Raw genomic sequence first — 17,229 nt, 5'->3', positions numbered from 1 at the left:
GATAGAAATAAATGGCAATTAAGTCTGATCGTTGGATTCGCGAAATGAGCGAAAAACACGGCATGATTGAACCGTATGCACATAATCAGGTTCGATTTGATGAAAATGGCAACAAACTGATTTCCTATGGCGTTTCAAGTTATGGTTATGACGTCCGTTGTGCCCGTGAATTTAAAGTATTCACCAATGTCCATTCTGCCATTGTTGATCCAAAAAACTTTGATGAAAAAAGCTTTATTGATATTGAATCGGATGTCTGCATTATTCCACCAAACTCGTTTGCCTTGGCGCGTACAGTTGAATATTTCCGTATTCCACGTAATGTTTTAACCGTGTGTCTGGGCAAATCGACCTATGCGCGCTGCGGTATTATTGTCAATGTCACGCCGCTCGAACCAGAGTGGGAAGGGCATGTGACCTTGGAATTCTCTAATACCACCAACCTGCCTGCACGTATTTACGCGGGTGAAGGCGTTGCACAGATGCTGTTCTTTGAATCAGATGAAGTGTGTGAAACCTCCTATAAAGATCGTGGTGGTAAATATCAGGGCCAAACCGGGGTAACCTTACCGAAAGCCTGATAGTGGAAACTTAAAATAAAAACAAGCGAGCCGTTGTGCTCGCTTGTTTTTTCTCCAATTCATTCATCGGAAAAATGGGCTTTTTGGCCCGTATTTTTTTGCAATTGATAAATTATTACGCATAATGAACAACAATTATGACTTGGTAATCGCATGTTTTTAAGGATAAAAACACATAAATAAATAGCCAAGTTCTGGATAAATAAAAGAATGATGCGGAGCATCTGGGAATAGGATGGTCGAGATGACTGAATATGGAATTGGCCTAAATTTTAGAAAAAGTTGCTTAGCTGCCTTGGTCGGGATGTTGCTAAGTTCTCCTGCATATGCTTTACAGAATCTATCCGATGAACATCTGGCAAATACCACAGGTGAAGGGATTGCCTTGCTTCCTGAAAATTTCAAAATGGTATTTCAGCGCCCGAATGATGTGTCTGCGGCATCAAGTTATACCCGTAATCTCGATAATCCGGAACAATATGACACCGGTTTTATTCGCATCATTCCGGTAGGTGAAAATTACGATAATTTAACCCTCAGTCAGACTGATGCTGCCAATCAGAGAACCAAAGCGGATATTTTTATTTATGGTCTGGCGCTCTCTGAAACCAATAACAATATGAACCAGCGCTATAGTAATCAGGGGTTTGATTGGGGCAGTGCTGCGAATCCCTGGTTATTTCGCGCTGGTACAGCCGAAAATATCCGTCAATTTGACAGTACGAATGCAGCGGCCGATATCAGTTATATTTCTTTAGAAGCTCCTTTGGCCAAAGTGGATGCTGATGATCAGGACAATAATATTAAACTTGGGCTTTGGTTAGATGCTTTTTCACGCAGCTGGAACTCAAGTAACAAGGTGGACCCAATTACGGGGGCACCTGTCACGACCGATGCGGTCAATGATCCTGACTTATTAAAAAATCAGCGAATTCGTTTGCAATTGGTGGCCAATGGTCTAAGCCTAAGTGGTTCACAGGTTCGACTGTTTCAAACCATGCCTTCTACCAATGCGGTAGAAAGTCAGACTTTAGGTATGGCCAGTCTTATCCGTCTGAATACCAATGATAATCCTGAAGCTCTAATTTATGAAAATACCCAGGCCAATAAAGAACTGCTCAATGCCAGAGGTTTGCGTATAAGTACAGCAACCCTCAATGATGGTACCGCGGTTACGCCTGCACTCGACCGTTCTTTAGCCCCAATTTTCCATGCTGAAGAGGGTTTGTATTTGTATAGCCCTAACATCAATTTAGTGCTCGGCAATATGCACCAACCGTTTATTTTGGGTTCGGAAGGCCAGAATATTATTTTAGAAGTGACCCGCATTCCGAATGTCCCTGAAATTTATAAACAGATTTATACCTATTATGCCGATATTGATGGCGATAACACCGAGATCAACCCTGCTGACTATAAAGGCTCAACCTGTAATGTTGCTTATTGTGGCTCTAATATTTCCCAAGTACTTTCAGGGGCAGGAACCACCAACTACCAGGGAACCAATGCAACACATAGCAGTATTTCAATTGGTAGCGTGACACGTGATCCGACCACGAATCTGTTAAAAGCCAACACTGCGAGTAATTCTACCGGTGTGGTATTTAGAAGCCCGCATGCAACTGCAGCACCTGTAAACTTGGGCTCGGTGGCAATTGATGGCGTGCTGATCCAGCACTTGAAGTTTAAGACCACGGGACTATAAGAGGGAATTTGAGATGCTGAAAAAAATCTGCTTTCCACTGGCTCTTTGTGTCAGCACATTCAGTTCTGCTCAACTGGTCAGTTTAAATCAAGATGAACTGTTAAATACGGTCGGGCAGGGCGGTGCCGATTTAAGCTGGACGCTTTCTTTAAACCATAAATATGCCAATGACATGAGTCTCAAGAATATTTCCGAACTCAGTAGTGGTGAGGTCACTACGGCAAATTATCAGTATGAATGTAGCAATGATGTGTTATGCCGTTTTGCTTTTTCTCCCAATAATCATCGTGATGAAAATGGTCAGAAGTGGCTGGTGTTTAAACAGATTCAAGGCACGATTCAGATTGATAAATTCTCCTTGGAAGGCACCACCATTATTAATAAGGATAAAAATCCACAAACAGCGATGCTGCTTAAATTTTATGATCAGCATCCTCTGAAAATCAGGAATCTAGGTTTTGCGAGTCTGGCGGTTGAGTCAGGTAATGAAGGTTATTTAAACAATACCCGATATACCACCTATAACAATGGTTCTCAGGTTCCTTCATTTGATCAGGGACAGGAACAGGGATTTATGGGACTGAATGTTCATGGCAACTTGCATCTGTCAGGAGATATCAAAATTTTCAGTTATAACTGCTCAGGAGCTGCAACCAGCCGCTGTTAAGCGTTGGGATTTCAAAAGGACATTGAAATGAATAAAACAATAAAATTAAATGTACTTGCCTTATCTATCTGTTTAGCTCAGCAGGCATACGCACTACAGCCTATTTCTGATCGTAGTCTCAGTCAGGTGACAGGGCAGGATGGTATTTCTATTACCCATGAAGTTTCGAAGGTGACAATTGATCAATTGAACTGGGTGGACTATCACAATACCGGAAGTATGAAACTGGGGATGCATGATATTGAAGTGCTCAGCTCGGGGGGGCAGAATATTAAAAGTACCCTTGATGTTGACGTTGGTACCACAGCAAATGGTGTCGGCATGCATATCCAGGCGAGTATTTCACCATTTAAATCTACAGTTAAGAACATCATGCTCATTTGTGAGCCGAACTGTGGTGATAACCAAACGGATCAGAACCTGGGGTCTTTAAGCTTTCATACTATTTCACCGCTACGTTTTAACCTAATTACCAGTAATGGATTATTTAACCGGAATGATCTGGCTCATTTAGATTTTGAGCTTAAAAATGCCAGTATTTCTTATGGTCTAAATGGCCAGAACCTGACCTTAAAAGATTTTAACTTTAACCTGTCTGCAGATGGATATATGTATCTGGATCAGGATGAAGGGATTGTGCTGGCAACTAAAAACAGTCCTGCTGGCCAAGACCATATTGTAAATTTAGGGCGGGTAGAAGATCTGACCAATGTATCCGATAACCGGTCAGGAGCAACCAATCCAGGGGTGAATATCGATTTACGTTATGGTCCAGAGGGAAGCCAGAATAACCTGATTCGTATGGGGGCTTCTGGAGCAGTGACCAACGGTAAGCTCTTTATTAATGCTAACCAGGCTGGAATTGGAAAGTTTAATACGGTTAGTCGTAATTCAAGCGATTTGACCGAAACAACACGGCAAGCCGGTGGTTATGATATAGCCGGCCCGGGTGGTTTACATCTGGGGATGTCTGCCGAATTTACCCGAGAAGGCAACCCGCTACTCAATGGCAGGGCTCCGACTACACTCGAGATTGGGCATACAGGTACAGGCAGCTATGCAATTGAATTTTCTAACTTATCGCCACTTGCAGTACGTGATAGTAATAATGTTGATGACTTGACTAAACGAAACGCCTATATTGATTTTGGTGATATTTTTATTAATACCGTTCAGGCCAAATCTTTAAACTTTATTATTAATGAGAACATGCAAAAGGTGCTGGGCAGTAATACTCTAGAATTGATTTATAACATTAGCCCTGATCAGAATGCACAGAATTTAGCGCTTATTGCGGTGCGAGGCATGGACTTTCAGGCCATCGCGCGTAAGGCCAGATTCATTTCAGATAACTCGATTGATGCCATTACCGCAACTTCTGGCGAGTGGGGGATTGGTATTCCAATCTTTAACTTAAATACCAACCTGGCTTTGTATGCAAAAAATTATAGTCGTAATGGTGTTGACCGTTCTGGTTTAGGCTATAACCTGGCACTTTCGACGGAAGGCTATGGTATTGACCAGAAAACAGGCGCACCAAGTACAACCTCTATTCTGATTATTGATGGTGCGACCGGTAAATACAGTGGTGAAGAAGTCAACTATTATGCGGGCCTAAGAAATATAGATGCGTACCTGAAATCGGATGGGGTGATTGGTTTTGAAGAAGATGGCATTTATGTCAAGGCAGATAACTTGCTGCTGGCTGCAAAAGCTGAAATTGCAATTGGTCAGTTGCCTGGCTCTTTATATAACTGTGCTGAAGTGGAGTGCCAGAACCGGGTAGTTCCTATCGATAACTTTGCCAGAAAAGATGACATCTTGGCTTCTTTAGCCTTCAAGCTTGATGGTAAAGGTGAACTTATGATTATTCCTGGTCTTGAGTCCACGAATGCCACACCCGATACTAATTTTTTATCTTTAAAAGCAAATTTTGAATTTAATCCGATTGCAGAGACAGATAAAGATAATCCAAGTGTTTTGGGCAGTTATATCAGCCTGATTAATGAAGACCGGAATGGCGTCGGGACTAAAACCTCCAGTGTAAATTTAAACAAAATGCAAGGTCATGTTGGTTTAGATGCCCGTGTTCTAGTGAAACAAGATACGGTGGTCTTAGATAATCAGGTGAACTTTAATTATAAAGCGACAATGCAGTCTGGATTGGGACAAGCTTTTAAAGCAGAAATGGCGATGTCTCCATCTGGAACGATGCAAAAAATTGCTGATTTTACCATTCCTGGTGGCAATATGCGTAGCACTTTAGGGATCACACCACGCTAAGTAGATGAAATTGGCTTAAGGATTTGAGTATGAAAAAAACAATAATGTGGGCTCTTATAGGTTCAGCTTTATCCATGACGAACACAAGTCATGCCTTATCTGTGCTTGAAGATGCTGAATTATCGGATGTGACAGGACAGGCTCTATTTTCTGTCGTGAAAGAAACAGATGCTAGTCAAGGTTTAGATTTTTTTAAACTGGGAATTGATGCTGAGTTATCACTAAATGCCAATATTAAATCCTTGCAACTTGGCTGTGGCGGTGAAAATGGTGCGGGTGCTTGTGATATTGATATCTCTGCACTGTCATTGGGCTGTGTGGTGGGCGCGAGTGGAAATTGTATTACCTTACCTACCAATATTGCAGGACAGCCCAAAGGCCAAGATTTTGATAACAGTTTAAGTAATCAAAAAGAGTTAAGAGATTTTGTCTTAACGAATCCCTTTTTCCAATTTGCGATCAAAGGAGGCGACCAAGCTGCAACTCGTGAAGTGGTCGGGGTAAGAGTGGGTGCGGATAAAGCCCAAGGCCCGATGAGCATTGGTGCTATGAATAATTTTAGTGGTTATTTAACTGGAATCAATAATTTATATATTCAGGCACAAACCAATGTGGCGGTTACCTGTAAGCAGGGAACTGCAAACTGTTCCGATGCAGATGCTTCAAAGTATTCTCAAGATTTCGTTGGTGATTATGGTATTCTTGCTGGTGGGAAAAAGCAACAATATGAAGCAAGTGCATATTTAGGGGTTAAAAATGCTGAAATCCTTAATCTTCTTTTTGGTGCTGTAACTGTGGAATATCGTGACCAGACGATTAATACAGCAGCAGCTCAACGGGAAAACTTAGGTATTGTCGCAAACGGAAATCGTATGACCCAAGTACAAATCCATGGTTTGCAATTAGGAAGCTTGGTCGATGAAGTTGTACAAAATCTGACAATTAACCAAATGTGTACCGGTCATGATCCTGGCAAGTGTAGTGCTATTGGTACAGAAACGATTGGAAATACGTTATTGCCTTTATTACGTACAGGAATTCAAATTTATATGAAACAGGAAACATTAAAAGGTTTAAATCTTCCTGTTCCTGAGCAAGGTACTTTGGAGCTGGATGGTGCTTATAGTACTAAACTCACTACTTTATTAAATGCCTATGTCTTGCCTTATAATTTAGGCAATGTACATCAAATTGATGTTGACTCTAACTTGTTTGGTATTGCCTTAACTTCTTTAGGGAATGGTATTCGTTTCCCTGGTTTTGCTGAGGATGCAAAAGCAACCAAGGGATGGTCAATGTATTTAGAAGATGCTTTTACGATTAATATTAATCAGCCTTTAACTACCTTAATGTCCAATATTGTACAAACCGGTTTGGCTGCTCAAGGGAATATTACAATGCTTGAGCAACCATACCGTAATTGCTATGGCAGTATGAAATTCTGCTAAGCCTTAAAACTAAAAAATCCCGCTGAAGCGGGATTTTTTATATACAAAGACTTATTATTTTGCGAGCTTCGCCAATAACTCATCTTTGCTTAAGTTGGTTGATTCAGCATCACGGCGACCTTTATATTCAAAAGTACCCGCATCTAAGCCTTTTTCACCAATCACAATACGGTGTGGAATACCGGTTAACTCCAGATCAGAGAATTTCACTCCTGGGCGTTCATTACGGTCATCCAGTAGTACATCATAACCGGCAGCACTTAATTCTGCATATAAGGCTTCTGCAGCTTCTAATGTGCGCGGTGACTTGTGTGCATTCATTGGTACAATTGCGACTTCAAATGGAGCAATGGCAGCTGGCCAGATAATCCCTTTCTCATCGTAATTCTGTTCAATTGCAGAAGCCACGACACGGGTCACACCAATACCATAACAGCCCATGGTTACTACAAATGGTTTGCCATCTTCGCCTAACACTTTACAGTTCAGTGCTTCAGAATATTTTTGACCCAGCTGGAAAATATGGCCCACTTCAATTCCGCGTTTAATTTGAAGTACACCTTTACCATCTGGAGATGGATCGCCTTCCACCACATTACGTAGGTCATAGACCTCAGTAAACTGTGCATCACGCTCCCAGTTCACACCCGTAGCGTGTTGATCTGCGGCGTTGGCACCTGCAACAAAGTCAGACAAGACAGAAGCAGCACGATCGACAATCACGGTCATGCCTTTTTCAACTAGACCTTGTGGGCCCACAAAACCAGTGGTCAGGCCAAGCGCAGCAATTTGCTCTTCAGTGGCGAAGGTTAATGGCGCTGCAATTAAAGGATGCTTTTCAGCTTTAATTTCATTCAGTTCATGGTCGCCGCGCAGGAACAGGGCAATCACCGGAACAGTGCCATTTTCATCGGCAATGCCTTGTACCAGTAAAGCTTTAACAGAATGTGCAGGATCCGTACCGAGGAAGCTTGATACATCCGCGATGGTCTTTTGATTTGGAGTATCTACAACAGTTAAGGCTTGGCTTGGCGCTGCGCGCTCACCGACCAGAATCGCTTCCGCCATTTCAATATTGGCTGCGTAATCTGATTCAGTCGAGAAGGCGATATCATCTTCACCGCTGTCTGCCAGAACGTGGAATTCATGGGAACCTGAACCACCAATTGAACCGGTATCGGCCTGTACCGGACGGAAATCCAGACCAAGACGGCTAAAGATACGGCAGTAAGTGTCATACATGACATCATAGGTTTCTTGCAAAGAAGCCTGATCAACGTGGAAAGAATAGGCATCTTTCATGATGAATTCACGTGAACGCATTACCCCGAAACGTGGACGGATTTCGTCACGGAATTTGGTCTGAATCTGATAGAAGTTCATTGGCAGCTGCTTGTAACTTTTCAGTTCAGTACGTGCCAGATCGGTAATCACTTCTTCATGGGTTGGGCCCAGCACAAACGGGTTGTTGTGACGGTCGGTAAAACGCAGTAATTCTGGACCATATTGCACATAACGGCCCGATTCTTCCCATAATGATGCAGGCTGGGTCACTGGCATAAAGGTTTCTAAAGCGCCGGCGCGGTTCATTTCTTCACGGACAATCGCTTCGACTTTATTTAATACGCGTACCCCCATCGGCAACCAGGTATACAGACCTGAAGCCAATTTACGGATCATCCCCGCACGTAACATGAGCTGATGTGAAATCACTTCAGCATCATTTGGGGTTTCTCTTAACGTAGCAAACAAAAAGCGACTCGCGCGCATGGAAACTGTCCTGATAATTAATCGTGAAAGCAGAGATTATACGATAAAAAAATGAGGTGAACATTCGGAATGTCACCTCATTGTGTTTTCTTCTGGCTCAAGACATCAGTTTGCGGCTTTGGCGCAGCATGAAATTCTTGAAATCATCCAGATAGGTGAAGATGACGGGCACCACCACCAGCGTGAGCAGGGTCGAGGTAATCACCCCGCCAATTACCGCATGGGCCATGGGGGCACTCTGTTCGCCGCCTTCACCCAGACCGAGTGCCAGCGGGACCATGCCCATTACCATGGCAGACGTGGTCATTAGAATCGGGCGTAAACGGGTTTTACCGGCCTGAATAATCGCCTCATAACGCGGCTCACCTCTGTTCATGGCCTTTTTAATAAAGTCGATCAGCAGGATGGCGTTCTTGGTGACCAGTCCCATCAGCATGATAATCCCGATAATCGAGAACAGGTTCATGGTGGAGTTCAGCAGGAACAGCGCCAAAAACACCCCAATCAGCGACAGTGGCAACGAGGCCATAATCGCAGCTGGGTGAATAAAGCTGTTAAATTGCGAGCCCAGCACAATGTAAATAAACACAATCGACAGGGTGATGGCGGTCAGTGCATAACCCGCAGATTCAGCCATATCGGCATTGGAACCTTGGGTATCGAAGCTGTAACCCGGTGGCAATTCAAAGTTGTTTTGAATGGCTTCAATGTCCCGGCCAATATCACCAGCTGGGCGACCTGCGGTATTGGCTTCGACCAGAACCTCACGGGCCAGATCACGACGGTTAATCTGCGAAGCACCAAGATTTTCTTCAAAGCTGGCCACGCTGGCCAACGGCACCAGAATGGCTTGACCATTGGCATCGGTTTTTTGTGAGGTCAGCGACATCTGATGGACATCACCCGGCAGGCTGCGGCGGTCTTCAGTCAGACGGACATTTACATCATAGGTTTCGCCGTTTTCATCTTGCCAGGTGGTGACATCATCGCCGGCAATCAGCGGACGAATCACGTTGGCAATCTGGTTCACAGACAGGCCTAAATCACTGGCCAGTACCCGGTTGATTTGCACTTCCAGTGTCGGTTTCGGTTCTTTCAAGGAGCTTTCCAGATCGACAATACCGTCTACCTTGGCAATTTCCAGTATAAAGCGGTCAGAAATCTGTTGTAGCTGGTTTAAATCCGGCCCTTTAATCGAAATCATCACCGGTTTTTGCCCGCCCGATACGGTTTCATCTGCCGAGGCCACCGAAGTAACGCGAATGCCAGCCACGGTTTGCAGGCGTTCACGGAATTCATTGTTCAGCTCGGTCAGGGTTTGTTCACGCTCATTTCGCGGTGTAACCCGCACGCGTAAATTGACATGGTTTTTACCGCGGTCAGTCAGGCTGTTGACCGAACCATAGGTAGAAATGACCTGTGGATGCTGGCGAATAATCTGATCGACCTGTTTCAGTTTGGCTTGTGAATATTCCAGCGAGGCATCCACCGGAGTTTCAAACTTAATCCGGATTTCACCTTTGTCCGGTACCGGTACAAATTCGGTACCAATCAGTTTGGATAAACCGAGTGCGCCAAATAACGAGGCTACGGCAATCAGCAGGGTAATCAGGCGGAAGCGTAAGGCCAGTTTCAGCAGCTTTTCATAGACATGACTAAGATTGTCCAGTTTGGTGGAAATCCAGTTCAGAAAACGTTTCACCCGGCCTGGCTGTTTGTTGGGGTTCTTACGCTCGGCCCAGTGTGCCGACAGCATCGGGTCCAGGGTAAAGCTGACAAACATGGAAATTAAAACTGCGGTACTGACCGTGACCCCAAACTGATAGAAGAAACGGCCAATAATCCCGCCCATAAAGGCCACCGGCAGGAATACCGCGACAATGGTCAGGGTGGTGGCCAGAACTGCCAGACCAATTTCTTTGGTACCATCCAGCGCTGCGCTAACATGATCTTTGCCCATGTCGGCATGACGGACAATATTTTCCCGCACCACAATCGCGTCATCAATCAGCAGACCAATACTTAAAGACAGGGCCAGCAAGGTCATCATGTTGATGGTAAAACCAAAGGCCCAGATAAAGGTCAATGTGCCGAGCAGGGCAATTGGCAGGGTCAGGCCGGTAATGGCGGTGGAGCGGAACGAGCCTAAAAACAGCAGGACGATCAGTACTGCCAGTGCTGCACCTTCAATAATGGTGCGGGCCACATCACGGATACTGCCGCGAATGCCTTTGGAACTGTCGACCACCACTTTGGCTGTGGTGCCCTCAGGCAATTGTTGCTGAAGGTCATCCAGCACTTTATAGGTGTTATCGACCACCTCAATGACATTAGAATCTGAACTGCGCAGAATATCCACCGCAACCGCAGTTTTGCCATCTAAAAAGGCACTGGACTCTAGCTCGGCCTGGCTGTCCTGAATGTCAGCGACCTGTTTCAGATAAATCGGTGCGCCATTTTTATTGGCAATAATCAGGTCCCCAAAGGCCAGCGGATGGATGACCTTGGAATTAATTTCAACCACCAGTTCGCTGTTGGCCTGTTTCAGGGTGCCGCCCGGCACTTCAACATTTTCTGCTTTTAGGGTGTTGATGACCTGATCTACGCCAATCCCGAAACTTTGCAGTTTTTCCGGTTGTACTTCAATCCGGATCTGGCGCTGTGCATCACCGAGTAAATTGACTGTTCCCACCCCCGGTACAGTGCGCAGTTGCGGCACAATGCGTTGGTCCAGATAAGCACTTAAATCACGCAGTGACATCTGCTCGGATTCAAACACAATCGACATAATCGCGTTGGCCGTCGGGTCGTAACGCTCCACCACCGGGTCCTGGATTTCATCACGGAATTCGGCGGTGACACTGGCAATTTTATCGCGTACATCCTGCGCTGCTACGGCAGAAGATACCTCCAAGTTGAACTCGGCAATAATGGTGGAGAGGCCCTCACTGGACTGGGAAATTACCTGTTTGAGACCGGAAATGGTGTTGATCTGATCTTCCATTTTCTTGGTAATTTCAGATTCAACCGTTTCCGGCGAGGCGCCCGGATAGTTGGTATAGACCACCACAAACGGGAAATCGACATCCGGAAATTCTTCAACGCCCATACGCTGCCAGGAAGCCAGACCCAGCACCATCAGACACAGCATCATCATGACCGTAAAAACGGGATATTTGACACTAATTCGGGTAAACCACATAGTTTTCTATCCTGAGGCGTTTTCGGCGGTCTGGCTGATGCTGACCGGTTGCTGTTCATTCTGCGGACTAAACTTGACCCGACTCACTAAATCGCCGGCCTGCAATCCGCTTACAATGGCGGTATTGTCACTATAGCGCTGCTCGAGCACGTGAATATCGATCCGGACAATCTTGTTCTGGCGAATGGCCCAGACATAAGGTTTGTTTTGTATATCCTGAATGGTGTCTAAAGGAATCAGCTGACCAGAAATCGAGTTGGATGAAACAATATTGCCTTCAACAAAGGCACCGATGCTGAGCGAGTTGATGGATTCATTGGGTGTGGCAAAAAACTCGATCTGACGACTGGCCAGATCGGCAATCGGAGATACCCGGCTTAAGGTGGCGGTCAGTTGGGCCGGATTGCCCTGAATTTTATATTCAATCTTTTGGCCGACCTTGAGTGCAGACTGCTGGTCACTTGGCAGTTTGGCCTGAATTTCCAGCCGGTCCGGATTAACAATTTCAAACAGGGTCTGGCCGGCAGAAACCGTCTGGCCAGGTTCGACCTGACGCTGGGTAATCACGCCGTTAATCGGGCTGAGAATGGTGCCATCGCGATCGGCTTTTTCGGCAATATCGACATTGGCCTGCTGGGCACGGACATTTTCCAGCTGGGCACGATAATCGACCTGACTTTGTTCATATTCAACTTTGGAAATAAAGCCCTGATTCAGCAGGCGACGTTTACGCTCCATCATCACCCGGGCCTGATTGGCTTGTGCCTGCGTGGAGGCAAGGTTGGCGCGTGCTTGCGCCAGACGTGCGGCATTATCCTGATTGTTTAAACGGACCAGCACCTGACCTTTGCTAACCCGCTGACCCACTTGCGCATTGACTGCACTGGCGGTGGCAGTGACCTGTGCCTGAATGCTACTGTGTTGTACGGCACGAATAGTGCCGGTAAAGGCAGATTTGGACACCGAGTCGCCGGTTTGCACGGCCACCACATCATCCTGAATCAGTTCAATGGTTTCTGCTTCGCTACGGGCCTGTTCCGGTTCTGAGTTCTGGCAGGCGGTCAGCAGCAGGCACAGGCAAAGTGTACTGAGGCCGAGTAGGGGCGTACGAAAACGGGTAGAAGTATGTGATATACGCGGTGCTGGTCGCATGCATATTTATCCTTATTTTTCTTGTCACATGACAATTCAATTAAAAACTTCACTTTATTCAAGTGCTTTTAAGCGAGTAATAATTCTGTCGTATTCTGCCTGTGTTTTTCGATAGCTCGTTTGTAACGATTGAATCTGCTGTCTTTTCTGATTTAAGTTGGTCAGGTTGTTGTTTAAATTGTTTTTCAGCTGTTCCGGGACCGGTTTGACTTTGCGCAGATATTCCATTTCCTGACGTTTAAACACAATCCGGTCATTCTGTAATTGTTTTAACTGTTCCTGCTGAAAGGCAATCTGCTTTTTAATATGTGCCAGCGCATTGTCACGTTGCTGGGTAGCAATATGACTGTTGGTATAGGCCTGTTTTAGTTTTAAATCCTGCTCGCGCTGACGGGCCTGCGCGGCACGTTGTGGCGCCTGACGGGCATCGGTTTCGCTATTATAGGGACGCGCACGCTGAATCACCTGCATGTTGCGGTCCAGTGCTTCATAGCCATAGCGGATATGGTTTGGCGTAACATTGCTGCTGATATTGGCCACGCCGTTTTTATCGTAGTAGCGATACCACGCCGGCTTGTTGTCGGTATTGGCAGACAGCTGTCCTATCTGTAAAGCCAGCAGCAGGCCCAGCAACGATTTACTGAACAATGATGTATGCGCCCTTTTTGTGAGAGCTTTTTGAAAAAAAGTACGCACAAGCTTCCCCGAGATAAAGTTGACTAATTTACTTATTTTTAAGTCTTTAAACTGTTATATTAGACCAGAATCAGAAATTTAAAAAATACAATAGACAAAAAAAAATCAATGGTCATGGAAAAGTGTGAAGCAGTTATACAAAGTTTCTATAAAGTGTAGGTTTGGGCAAAAACTGTTCATTGAAACCTAAAGTAAAGATATGTTAAAAATAACCATAATTATGTAAATAAAATTCTACTACACCGAATTGCTTGTACAAACAAAATGGGAAGGGTCATTAAATGGACGATAAACTCCAAAATCTAAAAGTCATGGTGATTGATGATTCAAAAACCATTCGTCGTACAGCTGAAACTTTATTACAGCGTGAAGGCTATGAAGTGGTCACTGCCGTCGACGGTTTTGAAGCATTGTCTAAAATTGCCGATGCAAATCCGGATATCGTTTTTGTTGACATCATGATGCCACGTCTAGATGGCTATCAAACCTGCGCATTAATTAAAAACTCGCAAAACTACCAGAATATTCCAGTCATCATGCTGTCCAGTAAAGATGGTCTGTTCGATCAGGCCAAAGGCCGCGTGGTGGGTTCAGATGAATATTTAACCAAACCTTTTAGTAAAGATGAGCTTTTAAACGCGATTCGTAATCACGTAAGCGCATAACTCGGGGAATATAAAGATGGCACGTATTTTAATTGTAGATGATTCTCCAACAGAAACATTCCGCTTCAAAGAAATTCTGACCAAGCATGGTTTTGAAGTGCTTGAAGCAGCCAATGGTGCAGACGGGGTGACCATGGCACAGGCCGAGCTTCCTGACTTGGTGCTGATGGATGTGGTGATGCCGGGTGTAAACGGTTTCCAGGCGACCCGTCAAATTGCCCGTGGGGATACCACCAAGCATATTCCAATTGTGATCGTGAGTACCAAAGACCAAGCCACTGACCGCGTTTGGGGGAAACGTCAGGGTGCCAGCGATTATCTGACTAAACCTGTAGATGAACAACAATTAATAGATGTTATTAATCAACACCTGAATGCAGGATAACTTATGGCCGCAAATGGATTTATCGAATTACTTCGGTTGTCTAAACGGGGAAATAAAAACTACGTTACAACTGAAAATGAAGTAAACCGATGGTCTGGCATTGCGTTTGAGATGATGGGGCAATATTTCGTTGCCCCGTTGGGGGAAGTCACTGAGGTTATCTATCCACCAAAATATACGCCGGTACCCAACACCCAGAACTGGGTCATGGGGCTGGCCAATATCCGGGGCCGATTACTCTCAGTTTCAGACTTGGCACATTATGTTTCTGGACATAGCAGTGCTTATTCACCGACTCAAAAAGTAATGTGTATTAGTCATCAAGACCATTATGTCGGTTTGGTTGTAGATCAAGTTTTGGGGATCCAACACTTTAATAAGAAAAGTTTCTTTTCTAAACACAATGATTTAGATAGTAATTTACAAGAATATTGTCAGGGGTATTTCCACCAGCATAACCAGCAATGGCATATTTTCTTATTTAGTCGTTTATTGCAAAACCCAAAATTTATGAACGCATCTATAAAATTTATAAATTAACTATCGCGTACGCATATATAAAGGCGAAAATCGGGGAGAAGCTGCATGGGCTTTAAACTTAAAAAGAAAAACTCAGGCGATGGAACCAACCGCAAAAGCGGTTCGGCATCGGTCGCAAAATTACAGACGCAAATTGACCAGTTTGCGCGTGTATTCGGTGATACCAATAAATCAAAGCCACTTATTTTCATTGCCGCAGTTGCGCTGTTGGTCTCGATTATCAGTCTTTTGTCTTTATTCTATAGCGTACCGCGTACCAACCAGTTAACCCAGAGTCTGGGTGAATTACGTTTGTTATCGCAGACCATTTCACGTCAGGCCACTGAAGCCACTGCTTCAGGCACCAAAGAATCGATCCAGAAGCTGACCCAGTCACAACAAAGCTTTAAAGAAAATCTGGAAACGGTAAAAGATATTGGCAGTAACTCGGCCGAGCTGGAAAAAGTCGAAGCCGACTGGGCCAAAGTTTCTCAGAATATTGATGCGATCAGCTCGCAACAGGCTATTATTAGCAAACTGTATGACACCAACATCGCGATCAGTGAAACCATTCCGGGGATTCAGGCCGAATATAACCTGATGGTTGACCAGATGGCACGTCAGGACATGCCAAGTAGCCAGGTGGTTATTGCCAAGAACCAGGTGTTCATTGCAGAACGTATCCTGCGTTCAATCAGCTCGGTATTAACCGGTTCAGAAAACTCGCGTGAATCTGCTGATGACTTCAGTGCCGATACCGAAACATTCGGTGCTTACTTGAATGCCCAGCTGAACGGTAGTGCAGAGCTCGGTGTACAGCGTATTGCGGACCCAGGCCTACGTGAAGCTTTAGAAGGCATCCAGTTTGAATATGATGACGTTTTAAAATCTGCATCGGCAACGGTATTAAATAACTCGGCGCAGATTGTACGTGTACGTCAGGCTGCATCGGACATTTTTAGTCAGTCAGATGAGCTGTTAAACCAGTTAAATAAATTATCTAGCGGTGCAGGCCCGGCAGTCATTATTCCGGCCGTACTGTTAATTGCCAGCTTATTGGTCTTCCTGGTACTGGTATTCAAATTACTGACTTTACGTGGTCAATCCGATAAACAGCGTGTAACCCGTCTGCAAGACGAATATGACCGTAACCAGAACGCGATTTTACGTTTACTGGATGAAATTGCCGACCTGGCGGATGGTGACTTGCGTTCATACGCGACCGTATCGGAAGACTTTACCGGTGCGATTGCCGACTCGATTAACTTCGCAATTGACCAGTTACGTGACCTGGTATCGCGTATTCATGAAACTTCTCACGAAGTAGCGCGTTATACCGCCAATACTCAGGAAATTACCAACCAGCTGGCCGAAGCATCTGAACACCAGGCGCAGGAAATTGCCGGTGCATCTGCCGCGATTAACGAAATGGCGATGTCGATTGACCAGGTATCTGCCAACGCCGAAGAATCTGCAGCGGTTGCGGAACGTTCAGTACAAATTGCATCGAATGGTGCGGAAGTTGTAAACCGTTCAATTCAGGGTATGGATATCATTCGTGAGCAGATTCAGGAAACCTCGAAACGTATTAAACGTCTGGGTGAATCTTCGCAGGAAATTGGTAACATCGTTGCCCTGATTAACGATATTGCCGACCAGACTAACATTCTGGCTTTAAACGCAGCAATTCAGGCGTCGATGGCCGGTGAAGCAGGTCGTGGTTTCGCGGTCGTAGCCGACGAAGTACAGCGTCTTGCGGAACGTTCAGCATCTGCAACCAAGCAGATTGAAACGCTGGTTAAAACCATTCAGACCGATACCAACGAAGCGGTAATTTCGATGGAACAAACCACCTCTGAGGTTGTTCGTGGTGCGAACTTGACCAAGGATGCCGGTGTGGCACTGGATGAAATTCAGACGGTATCGAATAACCTGGCGAAACTGATTGCCAACATTTCTGACGCTGCGAAACTGCAGTCGGCTTCGGCGGGTCATATTGCGACCACGATGAACGTCGTACAGGAAATTACCTCGCAAACCACAACAGCAACCTTCGATACGGCACGTTCGGTTTCTGAACTGGCCAGCATGGCAGAATCATTACGTGAATCTGTAACCGACTTTAAACTTCCGGACTAAGGAAGCCACAGAGAGCT

The 17,229-nt window shown here is 45.2% G+C and carries 13 protein-coding genes; 9 read left to right on the top strand and 4 right to left on the bottom strand.

Annotated elements, in window-relative coordinates; translation table 11 throughout:
* Positions 1-11: 11 nt before the first annotated feature.
* The 5 genes from dcd (at position 12) to GA693_RS08215 (ending at position 6,684) form a co-directional block, all read left to right on the top strand.
* Positions 12-581: a dCTP deaminase gene (gene dcd, locus GA693_RS08235; RefSeq protein ID WP_005179553.1), complete on the top strand. Its 570-nt coding sequence runs from the start codon at positions 12-14 to the stop codon at positions 579-581.
* 244 nt (positions 582-825) lie between these two features.
* The gene (locus GA693_RS08230) at positions 826-2,286 is read left to right on the top strand and encodes a hypothetical protein (protein ID WP_160241093.1); all 1,461 of its coding nucleotides are present in this window, start codon (positions 826-828) and stop codon (positions 2,284-2,286) included.
* Between the two features lie 13 nt (positions 2,287-2,299).
* Complete coding sequence (locus GA693_RS08225) at positions 2,300-2,953, top strand: hypothetical protein (protein ID WP_160241094.1); 654 nt, start codon at positions 2,300-2,302, stop codon at positions 2,951-2,953.
* Positions 2,954-2,980: 27 nt separating this feature from the next.
* Positions 2,981-5,236 carry a DUF6160 family protein gene (locus tag GA693_RS08220; protein ID WP_160241095.1) on the top strand — a complete coding sequence of 752 codons (2,256 nt, stop codon included), beginning with the start codon at positions 2,981-2,983 and terminating at the stop codon, positions 5,234-5,236.
* Positions 5,237-5,265: 29 nt separating this feature from the next.
* On the top strand, positions 5,266-6,684 hold the full coding sequence (locus GA693_RS08215; RefSeq protein ID WP_160241096.1) for a hypothetical protein: 1,419 nt from the start codon (positions 5,266-5,268) through the stop codon (positions 6,682-6,684).
* 54 nt (positions 6,685-6,738) lie between these two features.
* Here GA693_RS08215 and GA693_RS08210 read toward each other — a convergent pair whose 3' ends face one another.
* The 4 genes from GA693_RS08210 to GA693_RS08195 all read right to left on the bottom strand — a co-directional run bounded on the left by GA693_RS08210 (position 6,739) and on the right by GA693_RS08195 (position 13,456).
* Complete coding sequence (locus tag GA693_RS08210) at positions 6,739-8,454, bottom strand: proline--tRNA ligase (RefSeq protein WP_127801595.1); 1,716 nt, start codon at positions 8,452-8,454, stop codon at positions 6,739-6,741.
* A gap of 97 nt (positions 8,455-8,551) precedes the next feature.
* A complete protein-coding gene (locus GA693_RS08205; RefSeq protein ID WP_160241097.1) occupies positions 8,552-11,656 on the bottom strand; it encodes an efflux RND transporter permease subunit in 3,105 nt (1,034 codons plus the stop codon).
* Positions 11,657-11,662: 6 nt separating this feature from the next.
* Entirely contained in the window at positions 11,663-12,808 is a 1,146-nt protein-coding gene (locus GA693_RS08200) for an efflux RND transporter periplasmic adaptor subunit (protein WP_104488693.1), read from the bottom strand.
* Positions 12,809-12,862: 54 nt separating this feature from the next.
* On the bottom strand, positions 12,863-13,456 hold the full coding sequence (locus GA693_RS08195) for a hypothetical protein (protein ID WP_171525083.1): 594 nt from the start codon (positions 13,454-13,456) through the stop codon (positions 12,863-12,865).
* Positions 13,457-13,785: 329 nt separating this feature from the next.
* On the opposite strand from GA693_RS08195, the gene pilG reads away from it, so the two are divergent.
* From pilG to GA693_RS08175, 4 genes are read left to right on the top strand one after another with little or no spacing between them, the layout of a single operon-like run.
* Entirely contained in the window at positions 13,786-14,169 is a 384-nt protein-coding gene (pilG, locus tag GA693_RS08190; protein ID WP_005179541.1) for a twitching motility response regulator PilG, read from the top strand.
* A 16-nt stretch (positions 14,170-14,185) separates the two neighbouring features.
* Entirely contained in the window at positions 14,186-14,554 is a 369-nt protein-coding gene (locus GA693_RS08185) for a response regulator (protein ID WP_005179539.1), read from the top strand.
* Positions 14,555-14,557: 3 nt separating this feature from the next.
* On the top strand, positions 14,558-15,094 hold the full coding sequence (locus tag GA693_RS08180; protein ID WP_005179538.1) for a chemotaxis protein CheW: 537 nt from the start codon (positions 14,558-14,560) through the stop codon (positions 15,092-15,094).
* Positions 15,095-15,139: 45 nt separating this feature from the next.
* Entirely contained in the window at positions 15,140-17,212 is a 2,073-nt protein-coding gene (locus GA693_RS08175) for a methyl-accepting chemotaxis protein (protein ID WP_160241098.1), read from the top strand.
* Positions 17,213-17,229 lie beyond the last annotated feature (17 nt).

Source organism: Acinetobacter indicus (genome assembly GCF_009914475.1).
Lineage (GTDB): Bacteria > Pseudomonadota > Gammaproteobacteria > Pseudomonadales > Moraxellaceae > Acinetobacter > Acinetobacter indicus.
The sequence above is the reverse complement of the archived record's forward strand: the minus strand, read 5'-3'. Positions and strand labels throughout refer to the sequence as shown.